Raw genomic sequence first — 17472 nt, 5'->3', positions numbered from 1 at the left:
CTAGTAGGTGTTCGCCACTCCCGTCTCAGCTACGGGGTCAGCAGCCGGCGCCACCAGGTGACGCGCCGGAATCGCGGGCATTGCCCGGGACCGCACAGAGCGCATTCGGTTCCTTGCCGGTAGTGCTCGTGGGCACTGTGCGCATGCCCGCAGACACAGCGGGCTTCATCAGCGTTCATCGTCTCACCAACGGTAAGGCGGCCCGCAGGCTACGGGGGCGCGGCCGATTTCCGCCCGGGTCGATACCTACCCAGCTCAGGCATTAGCCACCCATCAATGAGCCGGCAACCGGATTGCAACCGAACAAGTACGCACAGTAATGTCCGTATGCGGTGACTCGATTCACAGCGAGTAATCCGGCAAAGTCGACATGGACGCTTTGCGGGATTTAACCCCGGCTATGCGTAACTTGTCGTCTTGATGGGTGACACGCCTTTCGCGGCCACATATGTCCGTTACCTGCGGTAACGAAGTGACGAAAATCGTTCCCAGTTGCCCGTGTGAATACACTGCGGTCATCCGGTTGGAGACAATGATCCACCCAGCCGCCCCTACGTTGTCTTTTCGGACAGTTGACGCTTCGTAGCGTCTTGCTACGTTGGTCGACAGAAGCGAAAGCCCTACGCTTCTTGCCGCCAGATTTGCTGATCGAACCGCATTGCCGCCCCGGGAAGGGACCGACATGGAGTTTTCGACGCCCGCTGCGAACACGAGGGGTGACGGAGGGACGTCACCGACCGTGAGCGTGGTGATTCCGACCCTGAACGAGGAGCGCAACCTCCCGCACGTGTTCGCCAAGCTGCCGGCGAGCATCAACGAGGTGGTTCTGGTCGACGGCGGCTCGAAGGACCGGACCGTCGAGGTCGCACGCGAGTTGCGCCCCGACGTCGTCGTGGTGCACCAGACCCGTACGGGCAAGGGCAATGCGCTCGCCTGTGGCTTCGCCGCCTGCACCGGCGACATCATCGTGATGATCGACGCCGACGGCTCGACCGACCCGGCCGAGATCCCGCTGTTCGTCAAGAAGCTGACCGACGGCGCCGACTTCGTGAAGGGCAGCCGGTTCAACCACGGCGGGCACAGCCACGACATCACCAAGCTGCGCAAGCTGGGCAACGACGGGCTCAACGTGGTGGTCAACGTCCTGTTCGGGACGAAGTTCACCGACCTCTGCTACGGCTACAACGCGTTCTGGGCCAGCGTCGTGCCGGTGCTCGACCTGCCCGACACCCGGCTGCCGAAGAAGACCGACGGCACCAAGCACTGGGGCGACGGCTTCGAGATCGAGACCATGATCAACATCCGGGCCGCGGTCGACGGGATGAAGGTCGGCGAGGTCGGCAGCATCGAGCACCGCCGCATCCACGGCGAGACCAACCTCAACACCTTCCGCGACGGCTTCCGCGTGCTGCGCACCATCTTCAGCGAGTACGGCCGCATGCGCAGCCAGAAGCGCAACGGCGTGCGCCGTCCCGGTGGCGTCATCGTGCACCAGCAGCCGGGCCGCCGCACCCACGGCCCCAGCAGCACCCCGGCGCCGGCCCCGGCCCAGCGCGAGCGCGACGAGGTCGGCGCCGTGAGCACCGACGTCAACCGGCTGAGCTGACCACACCGAGACCCGTCCCCACCCCTCGCTTCAGGAGACGCCTCCCGTGGAAACCACCCCCCTCGACACGACCATCGTGATCCCGACCCATACGGAGGAACGCTGGTCCTCGCTCGTACGGACGGTCGCCTGCGCCCGATCGCAGGAGCCCGAGCCGGCCGAGGTGGTCGTGGTCGTCGATCACAACCCCGAGCTGTTCCGCCGCATCCAGCGGGACCTGCCGGGGGTGACCGTCCTCGAGAACGCCTACGCCAAGGGCGTCTCCGGCAACCGCAACACCGGCGCCTTCCACGCGAAGACCGCCCTCGTCGCCTTCATGGACGACGACATCACGGCCGGCCCGGACTGGCTGGAGCGGCTCATCGCGCCCTTCAGCGACCCCTCCGTGGTCGGCACCGGCGGCGGCATCATCCCCGCCTGGGAGGGTCCGGAACCACGCTGGATGCCCGCGGAGTTCCTGTGGGCGGTCGGCGGCTCGTACGCCGGCATGCCCACCGAGACCTCGCCGATCCGCAACGTCTGGTCGGCGAGCATGGTGGTGCGCCGCGAGACGTTCGACGCGGTCGGCGGCTTCCGGGTCGGCTTCGGCAAGCTGGGCGACCGCAACCGCCCCGAGGACACCGAGCTCTGCCTGCGGATGAGCGCGCACAACGGCGGCCACTGGATGTACGTGCCGGGCGCGATGATCCGGCACGAGGTGCCGGCGAACCGCTCGACCTTCCCGTGGTTCGTCAAGCGCTGCTACGCCGAGGGCCGGGGCAAGGTGCAGATGGCCGGCCTGGACGACGGCGGTAGCGACACGCTGGGCGCCGAACGCTCCTACCTGTGGTCGCTGCCCAAGGCGGCGCTGCGCAACCTGGGCGCCGGCCTGACCGGCAAGGGCGCCGAGAACTTCCTGCGCGCCGGCGGCATCGTCGCCGGCGTGGCCGCGGCGGGCTGGGGTGGCGTCGTCGAGACGGTCGCCGCCAAGCGCGCCCCCAAGGTTCCCAAGACGCTGGAGGCCGCACGATGAGCGCCGATCTCGGCCGCAGCGTCATCCCGGCGCAGCGCAGCGCACCCGACGACTCGTTGCCGGGCATCGTCCGCGACCTCGAGCTGTCCGAGCCGCTGCGGACCATCCCGGCCGTGCAGCCCGACGGCCGCCGCGCCGAGCAGGCGTGGCTGCTGATCCGCCTGTTCTCCGAGCCGCTGGGCGCCCTGCTGCTCGACATCCCGGCGGCGGGCCTGACACCGGCCGAGCTGGCCCGGGCGGTCGAGGCCGAGCTGGGTGACGCCGTACGCGAACGCCTCGGTGACGTCGCCGTTCCGGTGCACGGCCTCAACCCGGCCAGCGAGCCCGACTTCCTGGCCAAGCGCCGGTTCGTGCTCACCACGGCGCCGCACATCACCGTCGTGGTCTGCACCCGCGAGCACCCGGCCGAGCTCACCAAGTGCCTCGACAGCCTGCTCGCCCAGGAGTACCCCGCGTTCCGTGTGCTGGTCGTCGACAACGCGCCGGTCAGCGACGCGACCGCCGAGGTGGTCCGGGCGGCCGCCGCCCGTGGCCCGGTCGACTACCTGGTCGAGCCCAAGGGCGGTCTCTCCTTCGCCCGCAACGCCGCCGTCAAGGCCGCGCCGGGCGAGATCCTGGCCTGGCTCGACGACGACGAGGTGGCCGACCCGCACTGGCTGGCCGAGGTCGCCCGGGCGCTGCACGAGCACCCGGACGCCGACGTGATCTCCGGCGTGATCGTGCCGGCCGAGCTCGAGACCAGGGCACAGATCTGGTTCGAGCAGTTCGGTGGGCACAGCAAGGGCCGCGGGTTCAAGCCGGACGAGTTCGGCCCGCACACCCGGCACGTGCAGAGCCCGCTCTACCCGCTGCCGCCGTTCGGCACCGGCGCGAACATGACCTTCCGGCCCGGCGTGATCGAGCGGATCGGCCTGTTCGACACCGCGCTCGGCGCCGGCACCCCGGCCATGGGCTCCGAGGACACGCTGGCTTTCACCCAGGTGCTGCTGACCGGGGGCACGATCGTCTATCAGCCCTCGGCGATCACCCGGCACTACCACCGGCGCGATCTCGAGGGCCTGCGCAAGCAGATGGTGGGCTACGGCACGGGCCTGGTGGCGGCGTACACGAGCCTGCTGGTGTCCCGCCCGGCTTTGATCTTCCCGCTGCTGCGGCTGGTGCCGAGCGCGATGAAGGACATGACCGGCAAGGACACTGCCCGAACTGCGACCATCCGCGAAGACTTCCCTTCCGAGCTGCTCTCGGCGAACCGCCGTGGCATGCTGGCGGGTCCGCGAGCCTACTTCACGTCTCGGCGGGCCGCGCGGGCTAAGGTACGCGCCAGCCAGGCTTAGAAACATCGACCGGGATGCGCGTCTGCCCGTGACGCGTCCCGGCCCCAGCGTCACGACGGAGGCCCAGAACCAATGCAGCAACGCTCGGCCGATAAGCCGGACCAGCCGGACTCCACTGTCCGGATCGTTCTCGGCGCCGCCGGCGAGGCCCAGCCGGCACCGGACGCGACCGCGGTTATCTCCACCGTCGACAAGGACGCGACGACCCGGCTCGAGATCGGTGACAAGACCGTACGGATCCCGATGGGTCCCGACGACTCGTCGCAGACCCGGTTCATGCCCGCCCCGGTGATCACCACGGGGGGCGCCGCGCCCGCGCTGATCGAGGAGCCGGCGGCCGCGGCCGACCACGAGTCCGGCGCCGACCACCGGCCCGAGTTCGCGCTCGCCGGCATCGTCGCCGGGGTGCTGGGCCTGGTCGGACAGGTCGTCCCCGAGGGGCCCGGCCGTCTGATCCTGCTGCTCGTCCTGGCCCTGTTCGGCCCGGGCGCGGCGGTGCTGTCGGTGGCCAACGTGCGCAACCGCCTGGTCTCCTGGGCGCTCGCCGTGGCCGGCAGCCTCGCGATCGTCACGCTCCTGTCCTCGGTCACCTTGTGGCTGCGGGTGTGGGAGCCGGTGGCCTGGCTGAGCGCGCTCGCCGGCGTCACGGTCCTCGGGTCGGCCTACCAGTTCTTCCGTCTCACCCGGGCCGGGGTGCCGCTCATCCTGAGCCGGGTCGGCAAGCCGTACGACACGGTCGACAACGGCATCGCGCTCGGCGCCATCCCGTTCGTGACCCTGGCCGCCGGTGTCGGCCTGTGGATCCTCGCGCTGGCCCAGATCTCCCCCGACGAGGTCGGCCTGTACGGCTTCAGCGCCGCGCTCGGCGTGCCCTTCGTCGTCGGCGTCGTGCTGCTGTTCATCGGCTTCGCGGTCGAGCTGTTCGGCCGGGCCCGCCCGCTGGTGCTCACGGCCACGCTGATCGTGGTCCCGATCATCATGCAGGCCACCGTGCCGCTGCTCGACGGCACGATCGAATACGCCTGGACGTACAAGCACATCGGCGTGGTCGACCTGATCCGCGAGAACGGCAGCCTGATCAGCGGCAGCGACATCTACCAGCAGTGGCCGGGCTTCTTCGCCGCGGTCGCCGGGCTGTCGCAGGTCTCGGGCGTCGACGGGCTGTCCTTCGCGGCCTGGTCCTCGCTGTTGTTCGCGCTGGTCACCTCGCTGATGACGGCGGCCCTGCTGCGCCAGTTCACCAAGGACCGCCGGGTCATGGCGCTGGCCGTGCTGCTCTTCCAGGCCTGCATGTGGGTCGACATCGGCTACTTCTCGCCGCAGGCGATGGTGTTCGCGCTGATGCTGGCCTTCTGGGTGATCGTGACCCGCTGGCTGGTCGGCGCCCCCGAGATCAAGACCGAGCCCAAGGGCCGCATCGGCCGGCTGCGGGCCTGGGCCGTGCGGGGCATGCCGGCCCGGATCGAGACCGACGCCCGTACGCGTCGTTTCGCCGCCCTCGGCGCCACCGGCCTGTTCGCCGCGATCATCGTGTCGCACCAGCTCACCCCGGTGCTGATGATGGTGCCGCTGTTCGCGCTGACGATCCTCGGCATCCTGCGGCCGCGCACGTTCCTGGCCGGCCTCGTCGCGCTCATGCTGCTCTTCTTCGTGCCCCGCCTGGGCACGGTGAACAGCCAGTACAGCCTGTTCAGCTTCGACCTGCTGTCCAACGCCTCGGGCAACTCGGCCAGCTGGAACACGCCGGAGCAGGAGTTCTCGGCGACCGTCTCGCGGGCCCTGGCCATCGGCGTCTGGCTCGCCGCCCTGATCGCCGTCTTCCTGACCCGCAAGAAGCTGGGCCGGGTGCTGGTGCCTGCGCTGATCGGCTTCCTGCCCATGGTCACCCTGGTCGCCGGCAACTACGGCGGCGAGGCGATCTACCGGGTCTTCGCCTTCTCGATGCCGTTCGTCGGCCTGCTGATCGGCGTGCTCTGGGCCGGCAAGGGCCGGCGCGGGGTGCCCGCGATGCTGGCCTCCGGCGTGCTGCTGGCCGTGCTGCTGCTGGCCGGTCTGCAGGGCCTGCAGGGCCAGCTGATGGTCCACCAGGTGCGGGCAACCGACATCGAGGCCGCGCAGTACTTCTACGCCAACGCCGAGCCCGGCTCGGGCCTGGTGCTGGTGGCCCCGAACTTCCCGACGAAGCTCGAGGCCAACTACGGCGACTTCAACAAGGGCCACGTGTCGGTCGACATCTCGCTGATCGGCGACCCGCTGTTCACCGGCAACCTCAACGGCGGCCGGCTGCCCGACATCGAGACGTACATCCGCTCGATGAACTACCCCACCAACTACCTGGTGGTCAACGACGCGATGGACGACTACGCCGACTACTTCGGCACGGCCGACGACAACGCGATGCAGTCGCTCGACGCCGCCCTGCGCGCTTCGTCCAACTGGCAGGTCTTCTACCAGGGCCCCGGCGTAGCGATCTTCAAGCTGGTCGGCGCCCCGGCCGCTCAGTAAGGGTCAAGGTCAGGTTGTCCGCCCCGAGAGCTTCTCGGGGCGGACAATTTTGTTCTACGCCCGAAGTGCGGCGGAGAACCGGCTCCAGTCGGCGCTGGTGGTCGGCGTCCCCCGGCCGGCCTCGAGCAGCAGGTCCGCACCTTCCATCCCGATCGATGCGGCCAGCCGGCGATAGTCGGGCTCACCCAGTTGCACCAGCGCGAAGTCGCCAAGAATGAGCCAGATCAACGTCCAGGCCAGCCGCGCCCGGTCGGTCTGTACGTCCGGGGTGCCCAGGCCGGGAACGACGTCCCACATGGCCGCCGGCGCGGCGACCTCCGAGACCGCTCCCCAGGGGCCCACCATCGCGTCGCAGTCGACAAGCAGGACCCGGTCGCCGCTCGCCGTGCAGAGGACGTTGTCGGGCTGAAGATCGTTGACGACGACCCCACGCTCATGCAGCCACAGCACGGCATCGACGAGGCCGGCGGCTGCCCCGCGGGTCGACTCGGGTGGTGCACTCATGACGGACAGGGTCCTCGGTCGTTCTCCCTCGAAGAACTCCTCGCCCGCCAGCGGAATCAGCGGTCCGACCACGTGGTCGCCGTCCCCGACGACGCCGGCGGGCCAGGCACTGATGCCGTCGAGCCGCTGCCGATCAGTCTCGGGTAGCTCCCTCCGCCACGACACCATGGCTCTGAGCGCGGCCTCGTTCATCGGGCGGTCGTACCGTTTGACCAGGAAAAACGCGTCGGCCAGGCGTACCGGGGCCAGCCGGGCATGGCGGGCCAGACGCCGGTCCGGAGTCGGGTGCAGATCGTCCCACTGCAGGTCATCCACCGCTGTTCCCGCCGACCCGGTGCCAGCCCGAAGGTTGGTCGAGCACCGACTCGAGGCCGGCCACGTGCGACACCGTGAAATCGTGGTAAAGGCTCTCGGCGAAGGTCTCCGGATCCGGGCGACCGGACCAGACGAAGGCGTTCCGCGCGCCGTGGGGCTCGCCCGTTGACATGTTCCACAGAACGGTGTGGTCCGCGGTGGGCGGCCCGATCGTCGCCATCTGCGGTCCCTTCCGGTCGCCGGTCAAGGCCTCACGCTCCGCAGCCCATTCGCTCATCGGCTGAGGGCGTGCGCCGTCCTGCGAGCGCCCTGAGGTGAGAAAGAGGACCCAGGGCCGGGCCACCACCGCCTGGACACCGTGCGCGAGCTGGTCGGCCCGGATGCGGCGCTTGTCCGCCTCGAGCTGCTCGGGCAGGAACTGGAACAGAGCTGAGTAACCAGCGCTCGGTCCCCAGGTCAATGAGGGACGCGGGATCGCGCTTCCAGCCGGAACCGCGGCGGTCAGGACCCTCGGGATCCGGCCCAGCACCGACGCGCCGAACCAGACAGTGTTTCGCATACGCCGAATCGCCGATAGCTCGTCAGCGGTCCGCAACACCGGTTCGACCAAGCTCGCCACCGACGGATCGGACTCGTCGAGCACAAAATGAACAAGGGCGACTCTGCGGGTCGCCTGCCCGGTCGGAGCGACCATCCGGTTCCCCTGTCCTCGTCGATCCGGACCACACTAGACCAGCGCCGATCACCCTATGCTGAGCGCATGCCGGAACCGCTAGCGATCGCCAAGGCACTGGTGGCACCGCTGATCAAGCGGGTAGCGGACGAGCAGCGCCGCACCGGCGAACGCTCCAAACAGCTCGGCGACCAAATCAACCTCACCCCTTTGGACGACTATCAGCGACGCAACCAGGAACGCGAGATCGCGGCCATCGTCGACAGCGTGGCCAAGCGCCTCGATCGCGTGTGGGAGCGCGAAGAGGGTCGTCTCGACGAGGGCGAGAGACGCGCTGCCCTCGATGCCGTGGCCGAGACGTTCCGCGTGGGAGACCTTGACGACGAGCACTTCTTCGAGGCCGACGCCGACCCCGCACGTCTGAGCCGGGACCTCCGGGCCGGGGCCTCCGGCGTGGTCGCCCGAGCCGGCCTTTCCGACGCCGGCCAGCGCCTCTATCGGCAGACGCTGGACGAGTGCTGCCATCTGTACGTCAAGCTGGCCGTCCATCTCAACGCGTTCACACCGCGGGGCGTTGCGGAACTTCTCAGCCGGACGACCTCGCTCAGTGAGCAAGTGGCCCACTTGCTGGCCCGGCTGCCCGCCCCTTCGCTCGACGCGCCGGCCGGCACCGCCCTGGACGCCGAGTTCCGCCGCCGGTATCTCGACCATGTCAGTGCGGCCCTCGACCATGTGGAGCTGTTCGGTGTCGACGTGCGCTCCTTCGACCCGCGCACCACGCTCAGTGTGGCGTACGTGAGCCTCACCGTTTCGGGTGACGCCGTGCCGGACAATCCCGTGCGGCTGAGGATCGGCACCTCGATCATGGAGCGGCCGGAGGGCGGCGAGGCGTCCCGCCGGGTCGAGCAGGCGCTGGGTGCTCAAGCGCTGACCCTGGTGCGGGGTGAGGCCGGCGCGGGTAAGACGACCCTGCTGCGGTGGCTCGCCATTCAGGCGGCACGGGGAACCTTCGCCGCCGACCTGGACCGGTGGAACGGCCGCACCCCGTTCCTGGTGAGCCTTCGCCGGTACGAGGATGCCACCTTTCCCTCGCCCGAGAGTCTCGTCGCCACGACGGCCCAGCCGATCGCCGGGCTGATGCCGCCGGGCTGGGCGCACCGCCAGCTGGAAGCGGGCACTGCTCTGCTTCTGATCGACGGCGTCGACGAGGTCCCGGCCCGCGACCGGCCCGCCGTCCGGGAGTGGATCAGAGGCCTGCTGCACGCCTATCCGGGAACCGAGATCGTGGTGACCTCACGTCCGGCGGCGGCCTCGGCCCGGTGGCTGCTGAACGAGGGCTTCCGATCGCTGGTCGTCGACCCGATGAGCCCGGCGGACATCCGTCGGCTCATCGCGCACTGGCACCGGGCGATGCTGTCCTCGACCTGGTTGCCGAGCCCGGCCGAGGAACTGCCCCGCTACGAGGGATCGCTTCTGGCGCAGCTCGACGCGACACCCCACCTGCGGGCGATCGCAACCGAATCCCCTGCTCTGTGCGCTCCTCTGCATGCTCAACCTGGACCGCCGGACGGCGCTGCCTCCGAACCGGATGGCCGTCTACGAAGCCGCCCTCGGCATGCTGCTGGTGCGCCGCGACATCGAACGGGCTGTTCCCGCGGTGGCGCCTTCGATGCTGGGCCTCGACCAGAAACAGGAGCTGCTGCAAGCGGTGGCCTGGCGCCTGTCGCTGAACGCGCGGAGCGAGATGCCGCGGGCCGACGCCATCAAGCAGATCACGCACCGCCTGGCCGTCATCGGGCTGCCCGGTCACGACCCGGAGATGCTGCTGGATGATCTGATCCAGCGCAGCGGGGTGCTCCGGGAACCGGCCGTCGATCACGTGGATTTCGTCCATCGGACGTTCCAGGAGTATCTGACCGCGCGCGAGTGCGCCGACCAGGGCGATGTCGGTTTCCTCGTGGACCGCGCGCACCTCGACGGCTGGCGCGAGATCGTGGTGATGGCGGCCGGCCACGCCAACCGGCCGACCGGGCGGCAACTCTTCGAGGGCCTGCTCCGGCGCATCGGCGAGGAGCCACGGCGGGGCCGGGTGCTGCGGCTCGTCGCGGCCGCGTCGCTCGCCACGGCCAGATCCGTCGATCCGGCCGTGCGAGCCGAGGTCGAGGCGCAGCTGGGCGCGCTGCTGCCCCCGCGCCGGGCCGAGGAGGGACGGTCGCTGGCGACGGCCGGGCCGGCGCTGCTGCCGATCCTGCCCAGAACTCTTGGAAACCTGTCGGAACAGGCCGCCTCGGCCGTGGTCCGGGCCGCTGCGCTAGTAGGTGGCGCCGAGGCCCTCGAACTCCTGTCGGGCTATGCGGACGACGCCCGCTATCAGGTGCACCGGGAGCTCGGCCGGATGGCCAAGTACTTCGATCCTCAGGTGTACGCCGACCGGGTGCTGCGCCGTCTGGGCCACAACGATCTCATCATCCAAGACCCCGACGAGCTCGCCGCCTGGCGGCACGTCGACCAGAAGCCGCCGATCCGATGGCTGGGTCTCAGCGACGTCACCGACCTGGCTGATCACCTGACGGGTGCGCCGCCGATCGAGGAAGGCTGGTTCTCCGGGGAAATCGCCCGGCTGAGCCCGCTCGTCGCCTTCGCCGACAGCTTGACCGGGCTTACGGTGTGGTCCCAGTCGCCGATTCTGGATCTTCCCGCCGTCGGCGACCTCGGCCACCTGGCCGAGCTGTGCCTCAGTCATACCGGACCGACCGCGAGCCTCGAGTTCCTGCGGAAGCTTTCCGGCCTGCGCATGTTGTGGCTGCCCTCCATCGAGGGTCTACGGGACCCGGCGCCCCTGCTCTCCCTCCCACGCCTCGAACAGTTGCGGCTCTACCCGCCGCTCGACCACCGCCTCATCGACCTGCTCGCCGATCTTCCCCGCCTGACGACGTTCGGCCTGAGCCAGATGCGGCCACCGGATGGTCTGAGCCGGATCGCGACGGCACAACCCGAGCTGGAGACGCTGGAGCTGATCGGATGTGACTGGCTGACCAGCGCGGACGAACTCGTGCGCTTCGGACGCCTCAACCAGCTTCATCTCGACAGCACCGGGATCACCTCCCTGACGCCGCTCGCCGCTGCCACCGGCCTGGAGACGATGTGGCTGGACTGCCCCGCTGTTCGCGATCTGGAACCGCTCGCGCGGCTTCCGAAGCTACGGGGGCTGTCGATCGGCCCGGCTTGGACCGACCCAGACCTGTCGCCGCTGGCCGGGCTGCCGCTCACGATCGGAATCTCGAACCCGAAGGCCCGTTCCCGCTGGCGCGGCAAGCTCGGCCCCCGTACCAAGGTCGTGTAGCGTCCGCCGGTTTCCGCCCATCCGTGAGTGAACGCGACGCTCGTTCCCCGTGTCCCGATAGCCTCTGGGTGTGAAACTGAAGTTCAAGATGGGCAAGGTGCAGATCGCCCTGCTGGTGGTGGCTGCGCTGGCCGTCTTCGCGCTGGTCGCGAGCCGGGGCGGAGGCGCCGGCGACGAAGGGCCGGGCACGCTCGACAACCCGGCCGTGCGGGCCTGCGACGACTTCGCCGCGGGGCAGTCGGGCGCGCGCAGCCAGTCGGCCCGGCTTGCTCTGGCTGACAAGGTCACCGGGTCGGCGGCCAAGAGCGACAACGATCCCATCCGTACGCGGGCCATGGAGCTCGGCCGCAACGCCGACGAGGGCAACGCGGCCTGGCGTACGGCGTCGAACGCTTTGACCCGGGCGTGCACGGATGCGGGCTGGCGAGCGCCCTAACGCTTGAGGGTCGAGGCCTTGTCAAAGCCCGTACGGGAAACCCACTGGTCGTAGGGGACGGAGGCCTCGGTGAAGCTGCCGTTGAGGATCGAGAAGTTGTTGTCGCCGGTCTCGTAGTTGTTCTTGTCGATCGTCATGTTGGGCGAGGCGCCGCCGTCGATCTGCAGGCGGAAGATCGGGACGCTGTCGTTGCGGGTCACCGTGTTGCCGGTGATCCGCAGGCCCTCGATGCTGCCCGCGAAGTCGCTGCCGGTGGCCAGCAGGAACGTGAACTTCTTCATGTCGGCGAAGGTGTTGCCGCTGACCGTCAAGCCGGCCGCGCAGCGCAGCACCATGCCGGTGTCGTTCTCGAACCCGGACTGGGTGCCGCCGATCGCCTTGTTGTTGCTGAAGACGTTGTTGGCGCAGCCGCCGCCGTTGCCGGTGCCGGTCTCCATCACGCCGTCGTTGGCCTCGAACGTGTTGCCGGTGATGGTGACGTTCGCGGCGTCGTAGATCTCCATGCCGCCGCCGTCGATGCCGTAGTCCTCGGACGGGCCGTGGTTGCGGCGCACGGTGTTGTTGCGGAAGACCGGGCCCGGCTTGGCCGTGAGGAAGGTGGCCGACAGCCCGTAGCCGCCGAAGTCGTCGCCGTCCTGCTTGCTGTTCTGGATGATCCGGTCCTGGTCGTGCACGTCGTTGCCGTCGACCAGCACGCCCCGGCCGCCGCCGGTCACGCCGATGCCGGCCCCGTTGTGGTGGACGTCGTTGGCGGTGACCCGGACGTCGTTGGAGTCGGTGACCAGGATGCCGTAGCACCCGACCGGCAAGCCGGCGGCGTTCTCGCCGTGGCTCTCGCGCACGGTCACGCCCTGGATCGTCACGTTGCTCGTCTTGTGCACGCGGATGCCGCTGCCGTGGTCGCCGTTGATGTTGACGTCGGCGTTCGGCTTGGGCACGCAGCCCTGCACGGTCACGTCGGCGATCGTGGTGCCGGTGGCCGCGACCAGGATGCCGTCGCGGACGCCGGACACACCCTCGACCGTCGCCTCCTCGCCCGGGGCGCTGCGCACGGTCAGGTCGGGACGCGACACCGTGAAGGGGGCGTACGTGCCCTCCCGCACGAAGATCTTGGAACCGGCCGGCGCCACCTCGACCGCGTGCGAGATCGACTTCCAGGGCTTGCCGGGGCTGCCGTCGGCGTCGTCGGAGCCGCGCGTGGACACCCAGAGGCCGGGCCCGGCCGCCTCGACGTCGGGCGGGCCCTCGTAGAAGTAGGCCCGGTAGCCGGCGGCCGTGGTGCCGCCGAGCAGCAGCACCACGAGCAGCCCCAGCCAGCGGCGGCGGGTACCGGCCGGGGCCCGATGACTTGGCTTGCCCGTCCGATGTGCTCCTGCGGTCACCCGTGGAAGACCGGGTCGTTCGACATCGCCTTGTAGGCCGCCAGGGACCCGGCCGTCGAGTCGATCCGCCAGTTCTCCCGGGAGGACGGGTGCGTGTCGGTGTCGAACCACACCGCCGCACCGACCGCGGGATGTGCCTTGATCCATTCGCGGAGCGAGGCGATCCAGTCGGGCTTGGTGCTGCCGCCGCGGTCGACCACCGACACCTCGGAGATCATGATGGGCTTCCGGGGCGAGTAGGTCTCGTAGAAAGCGTCGAACATGTCGCCCGGCGACTGCGCCTGGGCGAAGCCGGAAACACCGGCCCAGTCGACGTATTCATCCCCCGGATAATAGTTCGTGTAGGTATTCCAGTCCTCGCCGGGGCGCGAATTCCAGTTCGGGCTCCAGACCCACGCGACGTTGTCCGCGCCCTCCTCCTTGAAGATCCGGTGGATGCGGCGAAACGCCTGGATGTAGCCCTTGGTGTCCTTGTTGTTGGCCGGTCCGCCCCATTTGTAGAAGTCGCGGTTCATGTCCCACGCCCAGCGTATGAAAGTGGGCCTTTTGCGATCAGCCATGCGCTTTGCGGCGCGCGCGATAAGTTTGTCCGATCCGCCGCCGTTGACTTCTTTGTACTCCGGACCGCGCCACGAGATCATCAGCGTGCTCTTCGACGACACGTAGCCCAGCGAGACCGGCAGCGGGTCGGTCCACGAGTAGTAACGGTGGACGACCCGCTCGGCCCGGCCGAGCTGGCGGCGGCGCAGATCGATCCCGGCGCCGGCGCCCAGACCCTTGAGATCCACGTACGCCCCGAGCATGACCTCGCCGTGCTTGAGGGGCACCGCTCCGCCGCCCTGGGTGACGGGGGCCTTGGCGGCCGGAGCGCCGGCCGAGGCGGGCGGGCGGGACGGGACCGGCGGCACGGCGTCGTCCGACCGGTACGTCTCGCAGCCGGCGAGCGGGACGGCGGCCAGCGCGGACAGGCCCAGCAGGCTCCGGCGCCTCATGTGAGGTTGCGCCCGAACGTGCGAGCCACCTTGCGGACCGCGCGCCAGCCCGGCTGGGCGAGCTGCTTGGCCTTGGGAATCAGACCGGCCTCACCGTGCCGGACCAGCTCGACCAGGTCGGCGCCGCTGTGGTCGGGGGTGGGCTGCAGCCGCGGGACGGCGAGCTTCTTCTCCCCCGGCGTGTGCAGCCGGCGACCCACCTCGGTGGCGTTCTCGTGCCCGGTGGCCGCGACGATGTCACGTACCCGCCGGCTGTTGTATCCGTGCGGGTAGGCGAATGACCGCACCTTGATCTGCAGCCGCTGCTCGAGCTCGTCGTGGCTGTCGGCGATCTCGGTGCGCAGCTGGCCGGCCGGGAGCACGTCGAGCGGGTGGTGGATCAGGCTGTGGTTGCCGATCTCGACGCCGGACGCGGCCACCTCGCCGAGTTCGTCCCAGGTGAGCATCGGCCCGAAGTCGGGGGCCCACTGACCCAGCCAGCCCGCCGTGCCGCCCAGATGGCCGACCGAGGCGTACAGGGTCGCGCCCGCTCCGGTCTCCTTCAGGATCGGCACGCCCTCGGTGAGGAAGTCGCGGTAGCCGTCGTCGAACGTGACGGCGAGCAGCTTCTCGGTGCTGCCGGCGGCCAGCAGGTCGAGCGCCTCGGTCAGCCCGACCAGGCGGTAGCCCGCGGCAGTGAGCGCCTGCAGCTGCTCCCGGAGCAGGGCGGGCGGCACCGCGAGATCGCGCATGGGGCCACCCACGGCGGACACGGAGTGGTACATGAGCGCCGGCAGAGTGTCCCAGCCCGGCCTCGTGGTCACGGTCACGCGGTCGTCCTCGTACGCCTTGTGGTCTGAGGTTCCACGCTAGGCGGAACCCTTGCGCAGGGTTGCGGTTTCTTCTCTTTCGTCCTCTGCCGAAAGTCGTACTCGAAGTCCCGCTCCGGGCAGAGGCGCGCAGGATCTCCACCCGGAAGGGTGAAGGCTATGACATTCGATCCGTTGCGTTGCGCGGAGGCTACTTGTCAGGCGGCCGTCGTGCTAGGGGCAACTCTCGTTCCGGCCGCCTGGCAGACCCTCGACGGCAGCCTGGCCGCGGTCCTGGCCGTGATGTTCGTGATCATCTCGGCCGCGATCTATGCCCTGCACGCGGTCACGTTCGACTCGTTCCGGCTCACCGGCCACCGGGATCGGCAGATTTTCTCCACCGGCGCCCGTGAGGAGTGAACCGCGCGATGGCCTGGCCCGTACCCCCGGTCGACGACGGTCCTTCATCACCCGGGGGCGACGCGATATGTTCCGATTGATCCAGATGCAGGCCGAAAGCGGGCTTCCGCACATCAGCGTGGCTTCGGACGGTTACGCCAGCGCCCGGACCGCGCTCACCCGATATCGCAGCGCCCCCGCTGCCTATTTCGGGGTGGGCCGTTTCGACCACGAGGGCACCCTGGCCGAGATCATCCTCGACCGGCTGTGCGGGCCGCTGGGCGACTGCCCGCGGCCGGCCACCCTCGTGCACGCGGCGACCTATTACCGGCTCTGTGAGACCTGTGCGGCCGGGCTCGACGTGCTGACCGTGCCCGAGCTGGCGAGGCTGCTCGGCATCGCCTGCCGTCTCGCCCCGGTGCCGGCCCGGGCCGGGCGTCACGCCGCGCCCGAGGAGCCGTCGCCCGCCGGCAACCGGATCGCCCGCGAGTTCGCCACCCGGGTCGACGACCCGCACTGGCGCCGCGAGCTCTGCGCCGAGCTGGTGCACACGCCCGGCGCGGTCAACGGCCTGCTGATCGGGGTGGGCGCGCTGACCCACCGCGACGTGCTCGACCTCTATCCACGCCTGCGTTCCCTGGCCGACGAGCTTCCGGCTTCCGTACGGGAGGAGTTGGCCCGGGCGACCGCACGGCCGCTGTCCCCCGCCGGTGTGGCCGGGCTGCGTCTCGGCCTAGGCTCTCGCTAGCGGGAAACTCCGCACGGTGCCGTTGCCCGGGCAGTCGCCGCACGTGGTCACGTAGGCCACCCCGTTGCGGATGGACAGCCCCGACGGCGCGTGCAGCCCGGCCGAGGCGACCGTGAAGTGTCGGCCGTGCCCGACGACGCGGATCAGCGCGCCCGTCCGGTCGCCGCTGAGCAGTCCGTTCTTGGCGATCTCGAGGACGTAGAGCCCGCCCGGCCCCCAGTCGAGGTCGACGACGGCGGTGAAGCCACCCGCGTACACCTCCGGCGGCCGGCCCGGCACGACCCGCCAGATCCGGGCCCGGCCCGGCGGAAACGGGAAGCCGGTCAGCTCGCCCACGTAGAAGGCGCCGTCCGGCCCCCTCGCGACCGCGCTCGGCACCGCCGGCATCCGCACCGGCCCGCCCCGCGGTGTGCCGTCGGGCAGCCGGGCCGGCGCCGGCACGACCCGGCTCGGGAACGATGCCACGGTCGCGCGCCGGCCGCGCGGCATCAGCCGGATCAACGCGTCCCCCTCGGTCACGTAGACCCGGCCCCGGCGATCCACCGCGGAGTCGAACGGCCCCGCCGAGAAACCCGCGTCGACCGGCTCGACCGGCGCGCTCACCAGCGTGGCGGCCAGCACCCCGGCCACGATCGATCCAATGATCATTTATTTCCCCCGTTGCTTCCCCCGGGACTTATATAGGGCTTTCCCGGGGCCGGCGGACCCTCTGAGTCGCCGATCCGACCGGTTACGGTGATCGTCATGACCCTCACGTTCGCCGCGCTGGTGGAACGCGCCCGCGCCCTGGCCGGCGACGGCCGGCGTGCGGTGCTCGGCATCGCCGGGCCGCCCGCCGCCGGCAAGACCACGCTGGCCGAGGAACTCGTCGCCGCGCTGGCGGCGGCGCCACCGGAGGGGCTGACGGCGGGCGCCTGGGTGGCGCACGTGCCGATGGACGGCTTCCACCTGGCCGACGTCGAGCTGGAGCGGCTGGGCCGCCGCAAGCGCAAGGGCGCGCCGGACACGTTCGATTCGCTCGGCTATGCGGCCCTGCTGCGGCGGCTGCTCGAGGATCGCGACGACATGATCTACGCGCCCGGTTTCGAGCGGGTCATCGAACAGCCGATCGCCGGGGCCATCCCCATTGCCCGCGAGGCCCGGCTGATCGTCAGCGAGGGCAACTACCTGCTGCTCGACGATCCGCACTGGCGGCCGGTGCGCGAACTGCTGGCCGAGGTCTGGTACGCCGCCCTCGACCACCCGGAACGCCTGCGCCGGCTGATCGACCGGCACATGCGGTTCGGCAAGGACGAGACCACCGCGATCGAGTGGGCCACCGGCACCGACGAGCGCAACGCCGTCACGATCGAGGCCACCCGGGACCGGGCCGACCTGATCGTGCCGGCCGCACTTATCCACAGGGTCGGCAACCCACCGGCCTGAGGTGTCATAG

The 17472-nt window shown here is 70.0% G+C and carries 16 protein-coding genes; 10 read left to right on the top strand and 6 right to left on the bottom strand.

Going from position 1 to position 17472, the window contains the following annotated elements; translation table 11 throughout:
- Positions 1–748 precede the first annotated feature (748 nt).
- The 4 genes from ACZ3I4_RS34850 (at position 749) to ACZ3I4_RS34835 (ending at position 6457) form a co-directional block, all read left to right on the top strand.
- The gene (locus ACZ3I4_RS34850; RefSeq protein WP_465386340.1) at positions 749–1606 is read left to right on the top strand and encodes a glycosyltransferase family 2 protein; all 858 of its coding nucleotides are present in this window, start codon (positions 749–751) and stop codon (positions 1604–1606) included.
- Between the two features lie 46 nt (positions 1607–1652).
- Positions 1653–2618, top strand: a complete 966-nt coding sequence (locus ACZ3I4_RS34845) for a glycosyltransferase family 2 protein (protein ID WP_465386339.1) — start codon at positions 1653–1655, stop codon at positions 2616–2618.
- A complete protein-coding gene (locus ACZ3I4_RS34840; protein ID WP_465386338.1) occupies positions 2615–3952 on the top strand; it encodes a glycosyltransferase family 2 protein in 1338 nt (445 codons plus the stop codon). The genes ACZ3I4_RS34845 and ACZ3I4_RS34840 overlap by 4 nt, the downstream gene beginning before the upstream one ends.
- A gap of 72 nt (positions 3953–4024) precedes the next feature.
- Complete coding sequence (locus tag ACZ3I4_RS34835) at positions 4025–6457, top strand: hypothetical protein (RefSeq protein ID WP_465386337.1); 2433 nt, start codon at positions 4025–4027, stop codon at positions 6455–6457.
- Between the two features lie 54 nt (positions 6458–6511).
- Here ACZ3I4_RS34835 and ACZ3I4_RS34830 read toward each other — a convergent pair whose 3' ends face one another.
- Positions 6512–7276 carry a hypothetical protein gene (locus ACZ3I4_RS34830; protein WP_465386336.1) on the bottom strand — a complete coding sequence of 255 codons (765 nt, stop codon included), beginning with the start codon at positions 7274–7276 and terminating at the stop codon, positions 6512–6514.
- On the bottom strand, positions 7269–7970 hold the full coding sequence (locus tag ACZ3I4_RS34825) for a vWA domain-containing protein (protein WP_465386335.1): 702 nt from the start codon (positions 7968–7970) through the stop codon (positions 7269–7271). Before ACZ3I4_RS34825 ends, ACZ3I4_RS34830 begins: the two co-directional genes overlap by 8 nt.
- 66 nt (positions 7971–8036) lie before the next feature.
- On the opposite strand from ACZ3I4_RS34825, the gene ACZ3I4_RS34820 reads away from it, so the two are divergent.
- From ACZ3I4_RS34820 to ACZ3I4_RS34810, 3 genes are all read left to right on the top strand, one after another.
- Positions 8037–9782, top strand: coding sequence for an NACHT domain-containing protein (locus ACZ3I4_RS34820; RefSeq protein WP_465386334.1), 1746 nt, complete (start codon positions 8037–8039; stop codon positions 9780–9782).
- The gene (locus ACZ3I4_RS34815) at positions 9694–11292 is read left to right on the top strand and encodes an NACHT domain-containing protein (RefSeq protein WP_465386333.1); all 1599 of its coding nucleotides are present in this window, start codon (positions 9694–9696) and stop codon (positions 11290–11292) included. Before ACZ3I4_RS34820 ends, ACZ3I4_RS34815 begins: the two co-directional genes overlap by 89 nt.
- A 70-nt stretch (positions 11293–11362) precedes the next feature.
- A complete protein-coding gene (locus ACZ3I4_RS34810) occupies positions 11363–11728 on the top strand; it encodes a hypothetical protein (protein ID WP_465386332.1) in 366 nt (121 codons plus the stop codon).
- Here ACZ3I4_RS34810 and ACZ3I4_RS34805 read toward each other — a convergent pair.
- From ACZ3I4_RS34805 to ACZ3I4_RS34795, 3 genes are read right to left on the bottom strand one after another with little or no spacing between them, the layout of a single operon-like run.
- Positions 11725–13110, bottom strand: coding sequence for a right-handed parallel beta-helix repeat-containing protein (locus ACZ3I4_RS34805; protein WP_465386331.1), 1386 nt, complete (start codon positions 13108–13110; stop codon positions 11725–11727). The genes ACZ3I4_RS34810 and ACZ3I4_RS34805 overlap by 4 nt on opposite strands.
- On the bottom strand, positions 13107–14102 hold the full coding sequence (locus tag ACZ3I4_RS34800) for a glycoside hydrolase family 26 protein (protein WP_465386330.1): 996 nt from the start codon (positions 14100–14102) through the stop codon (positions 13107–13109). Before ACZ3I4_RS34800 ends, ACZ3I4_RS34805 begins: the two co-directional genes overlap by 4 nt.
- Positions 14099–14911, bottom strand: coding sequence for a polysaccharide deacetylase family protein (locus tag ACZ3I4_RS34795; RefSeq protein WP_465386329.1), 813 nt, complete (start codon positions 14909–14911; stop codon positions 14099–14101). The genes ACZ3I4_RS34800 and ACZ3I4_RS34795 overlap by 4 nt, the downstream gene beginning before the upstream one ends.
- 159 nt (positions 14912–15070) lie before the next feature.
- On the opposite strand from ACZ3I4_RS34795, the gene ACZ3I4_RS34790 reads away from it, so the two are divergent.
- Together ACZ3I4_RS34790 and ACZ3I4_RS34785 are read left to right on the top strand one after the other, a co-directional pair.
- Complete coding sequence (locus ACZ3I4_RS34790) at positions 15071–15310, top strand: hypothetical protein (protein ID WP_465386328.1); 240 nt, start codon at positions 15071–15073, stop codon at positions 15308–15310.
- Between the two features lie 67 nt (positions 15311–15377).
- Entirely contained in the window at positions 15378–16037 is a 660-nt protein-coding gene (locus tag ACZ3I4_RS34785) for a hypothetical protein (protein ID WP_465386327.1), read from the top strand.
- Here the strand turns inward: ACZ3I4_RS34785 and ACZ3I4_RS34780 are convergent.
- Positions 16023–16685 carry a ScyD/ScyE family protein gene (locus ACZ3I4_RS34780; RefSeq protein ID WP_465386326.1) on the bottom strand — a complete coding sequence of 221 codons (663 nt, stop codon included), beginning with the start codon at positions 16683–16685 and terminating at the stop codon, positions 16023–16025. The two genes, ACZ3I4_RS34785 and ACZ3I4_RS34780, sit on opposite strands and share 15 nt — an antisense overlap.
- 96 nt (positions 16686–16781) lie before the next feature.
- Here ACZ3I4_RS34780 and ACZ3I4_RS34775 point away from each other — a divergent pair, with 96 nt between their 5' ends.
- On the top strand, positions 16782–17462 hold the full coding sequence (locus ACZ3I4_RS34775) for a nucleoside/nucleotide kinase family protein (RefSeq protein WP_465386325.1): 681 nt from the start codon (positions 16782–16784) through the stop codon (positions 17460–17462).
- Positions 17463–17472: the final 10 nt, after the last annotated feature.

The sequence above is a fragment of the Actinoplanes sp. NPDC021490 genome (assembly GCF_055562135.1).
This window is presented reverse-complemented; position numbering and strand designations above follow the sequence as displayed.